Annotated in this window: 6 protein-coding genes and 1 pseudogene; 6 read left to right on the top strand and 1 reads right to left on the bottom strand. The window is 65.6% G+C overall.

Features of this window, described 5'->3' with window-relative positions:
* Positions 1-523: 523 nt before the first annotated feature.
* From AC1D34_RS29585 to AC1D34_RS29570, 4 genes and pseudogenes are all read left to right on the top strand, one after another.
* Positions 524-695, top strand: a pseudogene (locus AC1D34_RS29585) (potassium channel family protein); the annotation flags it as partial.
* Positions 696-762: 67 nt separating this feature from the next.
* The gene (gene cax / locus AC1D34_RS29580; protein ID WP_441488327.1) at positions 763-1,857 is read left to right on the top strand and encodes a calcium/proton exchanger; all 1,095 of its coding nucleotides are present in this window, start codon (positions 763-765) and stop codon (positions 1,855-1,857) included.
* 185 nt (positions 1,858-2,042) lie between these two features.
* The gene (locus tag AC1D34_RS29575) at positions 2,043-3,536 is read left to right on the top strand and encodes an amidase (RefSeq protein ID WP_476826134.1); all 1,494 of its coding nucleotides are present in this window, start codon (positions 2,043-2,045) and stop codon (positions 3,534-3,536) included.
* Positions 3,537-3,576: 40 nt separating this feature from the next.
* Positions 3,577-5,163 carry an ABC transporter substrate-binding protein gene (locus AC1D34_RS29570; protein ID WP_476826133.1) on the top strand — a complete coding sequence of 529 codons (1,587 nt, stop codon included), beginning with the start codon at positions 3,577-3,579 and terminating at the stop codon, positions 5,161-5,163.
* 21 nt (positions 5,164-5,184) lie between these two features.
* On the opposite strand, the gene AC1D34_RS29565 is transcribed toward AC1D34_RS29570, so the two are convergent.
* Positions 5,185-6,798: a gamma-glutamyltransferase gene (locus AC1D34_RS29565; protein WP_441487843.1), complete on the bottom strand. Its 1,614-nt coding sequence runs from the start codon at positions 6,796-6,798 to the stop codon at positions 5,185-5,187.
* A 253-nt stretch (positions 6,799-7,051) separates the two neighbouring features.
* Here AC1D34_RS29565 and AC1D34_RS29560 point away from each other — a divergent pair, with 253 nt between their 5' ends.
* On the top strand, positions 7,052-7,612 hold the full coding sequence (locus tag AC1D34_RS29560; protein ID WP_441487844.1) for a sigma-70 family RNA polymerase sigma factor: 561 nt from the start codon (positions 7,052-7,054) through the stop codon (positions 7,610-7,612).
* 45 nt (positions 7,613-7,657) lie between these two features.
* The gene (locus AC1D34_RS29555; protein WP_441487845.1) at positions 7,658-8,341 is read left to right on the top strand and encodes an anti-sigma factor family protein; all 684 of its coding nucleotides are present in this window, start codon (positions 7,658-7,660) and stop codon (positions 8,339-8,341) included.
* Positions 8,342-8,762: the final 421 nt, after the last annotated feature.

The following is an 8,762-nucleotide window of genomic DNA, read 5'->3' as shown; positions in this document are numbered from 1 at the left end:
GTAGTACTCAGCCCATTCTGGACCAGGTCGGAACTGCGACGAGAATGGGCTGGATCTCCGGTGGACGCAGCGGAAGACGAGTTCCAAGTGCCTGCCTATCCGATTGGCCGAACAACCACGGCTCATCGTTGGCTGACACGCAGAACACAGTACAATGAACGTAAGCCCTGTAAACTAACGTTCTGGCATTCGATGATGTGCCCGGGAATCGGCATGTCCGGTTCCGCTGGCGACTGGCAGAAAGTCGAGTACTCTCCAACGCGCTCGTCAGCGTACCGGCGGCGCACCCATCTTCGCGAGAACAGATTAATCCATCCGAAACGGCGATCTTGACCGGTGAATACGATCGATAGACAGTTCCGGCAGTCGGAAATTCGCTCATGGCAGCTTTCGATCCGTTCGGTGGCCGACGCCTTGTTCTAGCGTTCGACGCACAGATGGAAGCGCTTGCCTTACTATAATGGAAGGCTGCCGCGGTCTGCTTGGGGGCGTGTGGGTGCCTAATCTTACGAGGTTTCATCTGATGGAGCCCAAAGAGAAAAGGCGCGCCTCTTTCTTCGCCCTCGCGCAACAATTCCGTGTGATAGGGCCAATTCTGTCCGGAGTTCTGGTTGTCATGATCGGGCTCGGGATTGGTGATTGAGCGCATAGAGGATTGGCGGATAAACGAAGCTCTCTACTTCACGTTCGTCACCTGAGAATACTCGGAACCCAAACGAAGGTGCCAGTTCCAAGACAAGGAAGGCCGAGCTGATGGCAATGATTGCCCCGCTTCTCCGGGAAATCCGCCACAATGCCATTCTCTGGCTGTTGGCGATGGTGCCCGCAGTATTCATCGCCCAGCGCCTCAAGCCCGAAGCACATACACTCCTGTTCGTGCTTGCCGTACTGGCACTCGTACCCCTGGCGACGTTGCTGAGTCACGCGACGGAGTCCGTTGCCGTGAAGACAGGGGATGCCGTGGGCGGCCTTCTCAACGCCACGCTAGGCAACCTGACCGAGCTGATCATTGCGCTGGCCGCGCTACGCGCCGGTGAATTCACGTTGGTGAAGGCGTCCATCGCCGGAGCGATCGTGACCAACACTCTGTTCATGTTGGGGGCGTCATTTCTGATCGGTGGTCTCAAATACCATGTGCAGGATTACAATCGGGTCAGTGCCCGCCTCCAGACGAGCCTTCTCTTTCTTGCCGTTGTCGCCATGCTGGCTCCGTCGATCGTTCCCGATGCGGGCTCCGCGGCGTCATCGAGCTTCGCCCATCAATTGAGCGTGGGTCTGTCGGTGCTGCTGATCGGGACCTATGCGTTGGGCTTGGTATTCTCGCTCAAGTCACACCGGGAGTTCTTCGGCAGCACGGATACAGCGGAGGCTGGCGAAGAGGCATTTCCGCTGGGCTTGGCTCTCGCGACCCTGGCTGGCGTTACGGTCCTCGTGGCACTGGTCAGTGAAGTCTTCATCGAATCCGTGCAGCAGGCCGCTGTTGCGCTGGGGATGACGCCTGCGTTTGTAGGATTCATCGTCGTGGCCCTGGTCGGCGGCGCTGCCGAAATGGCCTCGGCGTTCTCCGGCGCGAGCAAAAACCGGCTTGACCTGAGCGTGGGCATCGCCTTGGGAAGCGCATCCCAGATCGCGCTCTTCGTCGCTCCGGTGCTGGTCCTGCTCAGCTACGTCATCGGTCCAGCGCCGATGAACTTGCTGTTCTGGCCGGGGGCGGTGGTCATGGTGCTCATTTCCACGCTGACCGCGTTCCTGACGACCAGCGGTGGTCGCTCGACCTGGTTCGTCGGCGTGCTCCTGCTGATGGTCTATCTGATTTTCGCCATGACGCTTTACCTTCTGCCGCCAAATACGCAGTAGGCGAAGCGGCCCGATCTTGGCTCGCGAGCCGGTCATCGGGCCGCACCGCCGGCCGGCGCAACGGGCCGATGCAATCCTGTGCATTGCGAGGCCGGTCCTCGTGGTGCCAGCGTGGCCTCCTGTCGATCTGGCTGACGAGACGCGGCATTTGCCTGCCGCGCCATGCCAATGGAAGGGGCCCTGACTTGAGCGAACCTTGCGATCTCAGCGCCGTAGAGGCGCGCGCCCTGATCGGGGCGAAGTCCCTCTCAGCCAGCGAATTGCTGGAAAGCTGCATCCGCCGCATCGATGCCGTCGACCCGGCCGTCAATGCCATGGTTGCGCGCGATGACGAGCGAGCGCGGGCGGCGGCGAGAATGGCAGATGAGGCGACGATGCGCGGCGATGCGCTCGGCGCCCTGCATGGCCTGCCGGTCGGCATCAAGGATCTCGAGAATGTCGCGGGCCTGCGGACGACCTATGGCAGCCCGCTGTTTCGGGACTTCGTGCCGCCTGAAGACCAATTGATCGTCGCCTCGGTCCGCAAGGCCGGCGCCATCATCGCCGGAAAGACCAACACGCCGGAATGGGGCGCCGGCGCGAACACGCGCAATGCCGTCTATGGCGTCACCGGCAATCCCTTCGATCCCTCCAAATCGGCGGCCGGCTCCTCCGGCGGGTCCGGCGTCGCGCTGGCAACCAACATGGTGCCGATCGCGACCGGCTCGGATACGGGCGGCTCGCTGCGCAATCCGGCGGCCTTCAACGGCGTCGTCGGCTTTCGGCCGACACCGGGGCTGGTCCCGAGCGACAAGCGACCCTTCGGCTGGAACCCGCTGAGTGTGCTGGGCCCGATGGCGAGGACCGTGCCCGACCTCTGCCTGCTGCTTTCGACCATGGTCTCGGACGATGCCTGCGATCCGCTGGCAACGACGATCTTCGGCCAGACCGTGCGCAAACCGGAGGATTTCGCGCGGCCGGCCGAGATCGACCTCGCCTCGCTGAAGGTCGCGTTGACGCCCGATTTCGGTTTCGCGCCGACCGAGCGGCATATCCGTGAGGTCTTTGCCGAGAAGACCGGGTTGTTCAATCACCTCTTTGCCGTCGCTGACGAGGCGACGCCCGATTGCAGCGGCACGGACGAAACCTTCGAGGTCTTGCGCTCGCTCTCCTTCCTGGCCTCGATGCATGAGCGGGTGCGCGACACGCCCGAACAGGTCGGCCCCAATGTTCGCGCCAATGTCGAGGAAGGACTGCGCTACAGCGCACTCGACGTCACCCAGGCGCTGAAGCAGCAGACCGTGCTCTACAAGAACTGGCAGAGCTTCTTCTCGCGCTTCGACGTCATCCTGTCGCCGGCCGTGACGTTGAGCCCGCGGCCCTGGAGCGAACTCTATCCGGCCGAAATCGACGGCAAGGCGACGCGAACCTATTTCCACTGGCTGGCACTTGCCTATGCCGTCACCGTGGTTGGCCATCCCGCGATCTCGCTGCCGGTCGGATTGGATCGCAACGGCATGCCGTTCGGGTTGCAGATCGTCGGTCCGCGCGGCGGCGACGCCAAGGTGCTTGCCGTTGCGGCGGCCCTCGAGCGGGTGCTGGCAGGCGATCCACGTACGGCGCGACCGGTGCCGGACATCGCCGCGCTGGCGAAGGCTCAACGCCTGAGCGACAGTCCAGGGTTCCTGGGGTTCGACTGACGCGCCGTCGCCGCCAATACAATGACAAGAGGGATTTCCGTTGAAGCGCCGTACATTCTTGAAGGGGGCCGTTGCAGCCGGCCTCGGCAGTACCTCGTTGACGTCTCTCGCCCGGGCCCAGGCCGGGCGCTCCACGCTGATGAAATTCGTGCCGCAGGCCAATCTGAGCGCGCTCGACCCGATCTGGACCACCGCGACCGTGACCAATAATCACGGCTACTATGTCTTCGACACGCTCTTCGGCGCCGACATGGACTTCAAGCCGCAGCCACAAATGGCCGAAGGGCACGAGGTGCTGAACGATGGCAAGACCTGGCGCATCGCGCTTCGTGACGGTCTGGTCTTCCATGACGGCGCGCCGGTCAAGGCCGCCGATTGCGTCGCCAGCCTGAAGCGCTGGTGCCAGCGCGACCCGTACGGGCAGTTGCTGGCCAAGGTGGTTGAAAGCTGGCAGGTCGTCGATGACCGGGTCTTCGAGATCAAGCTGACGCGCGCCTTCCCGACGATGCTCGAGGCTCTCGCCAAGGTCGATACGCCGCCCTTCATCATGCCCGAACGGCTGGCCGTGACCGATGCCAGCAAGCAGGTGACGGAGATCGTCGGCTCCGGCCCCTACCGCTTCATCCCGGGCGAGTATGTCTCCGGCAGCCGGGTGGTCTACGAGAAATTCGCCGGCTACAAGCCACGTCCCGAGCCGGCGAGCCGCAATGCTGGCGGCAAGACCGGCTATTTCGAGCGGGTGGAATGGCAGGTCCTGCCCGATCCCGCGACCGCGGCTTCGGCCCTGATGAAGGGCGAGGTCGACTGGTGGGAGCGTCCGCTGACCGACCTGCAGCCGTTGCTCGCGAGCAATCCAGAGATCAGGCGGGAGGCGACGGACACCTCCGGCCGGATGGCTATCATGCGGTTGAACCACCTGCACCCGCCCTTCAACAATCCCAAGGTGCGCCAGGCCGTTCGCATGGCGGTCAACCAGGAGGATTACATGCAGGCGACGCAGGGCGACGACACCACGCTCTGGCAGACCTGCCGCAGCCTCTGGCCGCGCGGCACGCCCTATTATACCGGCGAGCAGGAAGACCTGATGCCGCAAAACCTGGACAAGGCGAAGGCCGCCCTGGCGGCGTCCGGTTATGCTGGCGAGAAGGTCGTCATCATCAGCCCCACCGATTTCCCCGATATCGGCCCACTCGGGCAGGTCACCGGCGAATTGCTGCAGCGTCTCGGCATGAATGTGCAGATGGCCGACAGCGACTGGGGTACGGTCGTGCAGCGTCGCGGCAATCGCGAAAGCGTCGAGAAGGGCGGCTGGAGCATCTTTCACACCACCGGCCCGGCGGTGGGCTGGAGCAACCCGGCGCTGTCGCTGCTCGTCCGTGGTCAGGGAGCCAAGGGCTGGTTCGGCTGGTGGGAGAACGAGACCGCCGAGAAGCTGGCCGAGGAGTGGCTCTACGCTGCCGATGCGGCTGGCCAGAAGAAGGCTGCCGTTGCCCTGGCGCGGCTGGCGCTCGAAGAGGTCGCGACCATCCCGCTCGGCCAGTTCGTCATTCGCACGGCCTATCGCAAGAGCCTGACCGGCATGCTGCCGGGCTCCGCGCCCTATCCCTGGGGCCTGCGCCGGGCCTGACCGGCGCAGGGCGGCTTCGCGTCAGGCMGCAGGGCCTGCCGCGACCGCGGCAGACCAGGGCGATACGAGATCGCTGCAACCCTCCGCACCGTCGGTGTCGACGCGGATCAGGTTCGGGCAGGCGAAGTTGATCGGCAGCACCCCGTGCTCGACGACCGAGACCGGTCCGGCCGCTTCCAGCGCATCGAGAACATCGTCAGGCAGGCGGCAATCGGCGCTGGTCGAATCCGGCCCGGAGACGTCGATGCGCGGCGCATGGGCGGCCTCGCCGACGTCCATGCCGAAATCGAGCGTCCAGGCCAGGCTCTGGTAGACGCTGGCGAGGATACGCCGGCCGCCCGAGGCGCCCATGGCAAACCGCGGCCAGTTGCCGTCCTTCGGCGCCACCACGACCGGGCACATGTTGCAGAGCGGTCGCGCGCCGGGGGTGATCGCATTGGCGCTGCCGGGGCGCGGATCGAACCACATCATGCCGTTGTTCATCAGCACGCCGGTCTCGGGCAGCACGACGCGGCTGCCCATCGACGAGAGCAGCGTGGTGGTAATGGCGACAAGATTGCCCTCGCCATCGACCACGGTCAGATGCGTGGTGCAGGTGTCGGCCGGTTCCGGTGCAGCGTGTGCGGCGCCGAGTCCGGCGAGGCGCTCGGCATAGGCCTCGCGCATCACCGTCGAGAGCTTTGCGAACCAGGCGGCGTCCGGGCCTCCTGTCGGCGGAGCGACTGCGGCCATGCCTTCGACCACTGCGGCGAGCGTCGGGGCGGCCGTCAGCCCGCCGGCCGTGTGCAGCACATGCGTTCCGCGCCAGTCGATCACGGGAGCCTGCCGGACGGTCGCTTCGCAGCCTGCGAGGTCGGTCGCATCGACGACGCCGCCCACTGCCGCGATGTCGGCTGCGAGGCGCCTTGCGGTTTCGCCTTCGTAGAAGTCGCGCAGGCCGGCCTCGGCCAGGCGCTCCAGGGTCGCTGCAAGATTGCCGAGCCTCATGAAGCCCGGGACACCTTGATAGGGCGGCACCGGCGGCAGGCCGCCAGGCAGATAGATGCGGGCGCTTTCTTCATAGAGCCGCAAGACCGAGGCCGAGGAGGCGATCTTCAGCGTCGTGTACCAGTCCTGCGCCAGCCCGCGCCTGGCGAGCGCGATCGCAGGGGCGAGGAGGTCGGAGACCGGCAGTCCGCTGCCGAAATGCTGTTTCAGCGCCGCATAGCCCGCAACCGACGAAGGGATGCAGAAGGAGAGCGGTCCGTGGATATTGCGGTCGTCCACCACCTCCGGCCAGGTGAAGAGGTCCTTCTTCATCGCGCCGGTCAGCGGGTAGTCCGCTGGATCGGCGCGACGGGGCGCGACGGGGCCGAAATCGATGACCTGCGCCCGCTGCTCACCGGCCTTCAGCACGACCGCGAAGCCGATGCCGCCGAGACCGCTGTTCCAGGGTTCGACCGCGGCGAGCGCGAAGCAGGCAGAGACGGCGGCGTCTGCGGCATTGCCGCCGGCGTCCAGGATCGCTGCGCCGGCTGCGGCTGCCTCGCGGTTCTGCGAGACGACAATGCCGTTCTTTCCGCGCGCCGAGGGCTTGGTCAGGTTCCAGTTCTGCGTCCGGTAGACAGTCTCACGCGCGCTCTTGGCAACGGCCATATATCCAACTCCCCTTGTTCGAGGGCGCATGCTTCCACGATTCCGCGGCGCGGCGGAAGGCTGGCAAAGCAGGCCCGCCCTGCGATCGGCTCGGGGGCGGCTCTGCTGCGGCGGCAGGGTTCGCGACCCCAGGTTGAGGATGTCGCAGCAAATGGCTGGCGCAATGCGTGCGAGCCATTAATCTTGGAACGGATTGAACCTCCGCCGCATTCGCAGCGACAAACCTGCGAGCCGGCATGCAGGGCCTCGCGCGATGCATACCGAGTCCGACGAAGACCTCGTCAAGCGGATCGCCTCGGGCGACCGGCTCGCGATGAAGGTGCTGTTCTCGCGGCACCAGGTGCATGTCTATCGTTTCGCGCTGCGGCTCGTGCGCGACGAGACGGTTGCGGAGGATGTGATCAGTGACGTCTTCATGGACCTCTGGCGGCAGGCGGACCGGTTCGAGGCGCGCGCCAGCGTCACGACCTGGCTCCTCGCCATCACCCGCAACAAGGCCTACTCGCTGCTGCGCAAGCGGCGCGAGGCTGGCCTGGACGACGAATTCGCCGAATCCATCGAGGACGAGGCGGACGATCCTGAAATCGTGCTGCAGAAGCAGGACAAGGGTCTCGCGATCAGGGCCTGCCTCGGGAAGCTCAGCCTCGAACACCGCGAGGTCATCGATCTCGTCTATTATCACGAGACCTCCGTGGAGGAGGTGGCGCGGATTGTCAGCATCCCCGAGAACACCGTCAAGACGCGGCTCTTCCATGCCCGCAAGAAGCTGGGCGAGCTGCTCAAGGCGGCCGGGATCGATCGGGGCTGGCCATGAGTGCTTTCGGAGGCCGGTTCGATCCGCCCAATCGGGAGGTGCGCCATGACTGAGGGCATCGCGACCGATCCGAGGCGACGTGAGCTCGAAGAGCTGCTGCCCTTCTACGCCAATGACCGCATTTCGGCTGCCGACAAGGCGCGCGTCGAGACGGCGCTGGCGACTGATCCTGAACTCGCCGCACGGCTCGAGATCATCCGTGAGGATATGGCGGAGACGATCCTGCTCAACGAGAGCCTGGGCGCCCCTTCGCCACGCGCGCTCGACCGTCTGATGGCCGGCATCGAAGCCGAACCGCAGCAGGCGCCGCTTCTGGCACGGGCCCGCGGCGGCTTCCTGAGCTGGCTCGGCCAATGGCTGGCGGCGCTGCCGCCGCGAAAGCTTGCCTATGCCAGCGCCGCGGCTCTGGCATTGATCGCGATTCAGGGCGTTGCGCTGACGGGCGTTGCCCTGCGCGGTGGCGGGGGTGGGTTCCGGACTGCGTCTGCGCCGGGAACATCGTCCTCGGAGCGTTATGTCCTGCTCAGCTTCGTACCGGATGCAAGGGCCGCCGACATTGCCGCTTTCTTCAAGCGCTACGAGGCGTCGGTGGTCGACGGTCCGCGCGCCAACGGCTTCTTCAAGGTGCGCGTCGGCGACGCGAAGCTGACGCCGGCGCAGGTCGACGCCATCGCGGCGCGGATGAAGGCCGAGGCTGCGATCATCAGCTTCGTAGCGCCGGCCCCGTAGCGGGCGCGACGGGGGCTTTGGGATGCTGGCCTTGGGGCCGAAATGGGGAGTGGGTGCCGTGCTCCGTCAAACCAGCGGGAGGTCGCATCAACAGTGGGCGCGATTTGCCGGTTGCGCCGCCCTGGTCTGGCTCATCGGGCTGATTTTCCCAGCTTCCGCTCAAGATTTCAGGACCGGCGGTCAGCGCTTCGGCCAGGGCCAGGGACTGAGCCAGAGGTCGGAGACAGGAAGCGATCGCGTCCCGACGACCAGGCCCTATCCCGACCAGCGTCCCGGTGGCGCGCCTGGGCGGCCGCCTCGTTATCCTGGACGATATCCGGGCGGAGGTAGCTGGGGGCCCGCGGCCGTCGGTGTCGGCGCCGGCATCATCGGCGGGTTGATCCTGGATCAAGCGAGCCGCCGGCCGGTCATCATCGAGGAT

Source organism: Allobosea sp. P1_A7 (assembly GCF_056406775.1).
Note: the sequence above shows the minus strand (reverse complement) of the source record. Positions and strands in the feature narration are given on the sequence as shown.

Coding starts and splice junctions, on each gene's coding strand:
- AC1D34_RS29560 (WP_441487844.1), top strand. CDS start 7,052: ATGCATACCGAGTCCGACGAAGACCTCGTCAAGCGGATCGCCTCGGGC.
- AC1D34_RS29555 (WP_441487845.1), top strand. CDS start 7,658: ATGACTGAGGGCATCGCGACCGATCCGAGGCGACGTGAGCTCGAAGAG.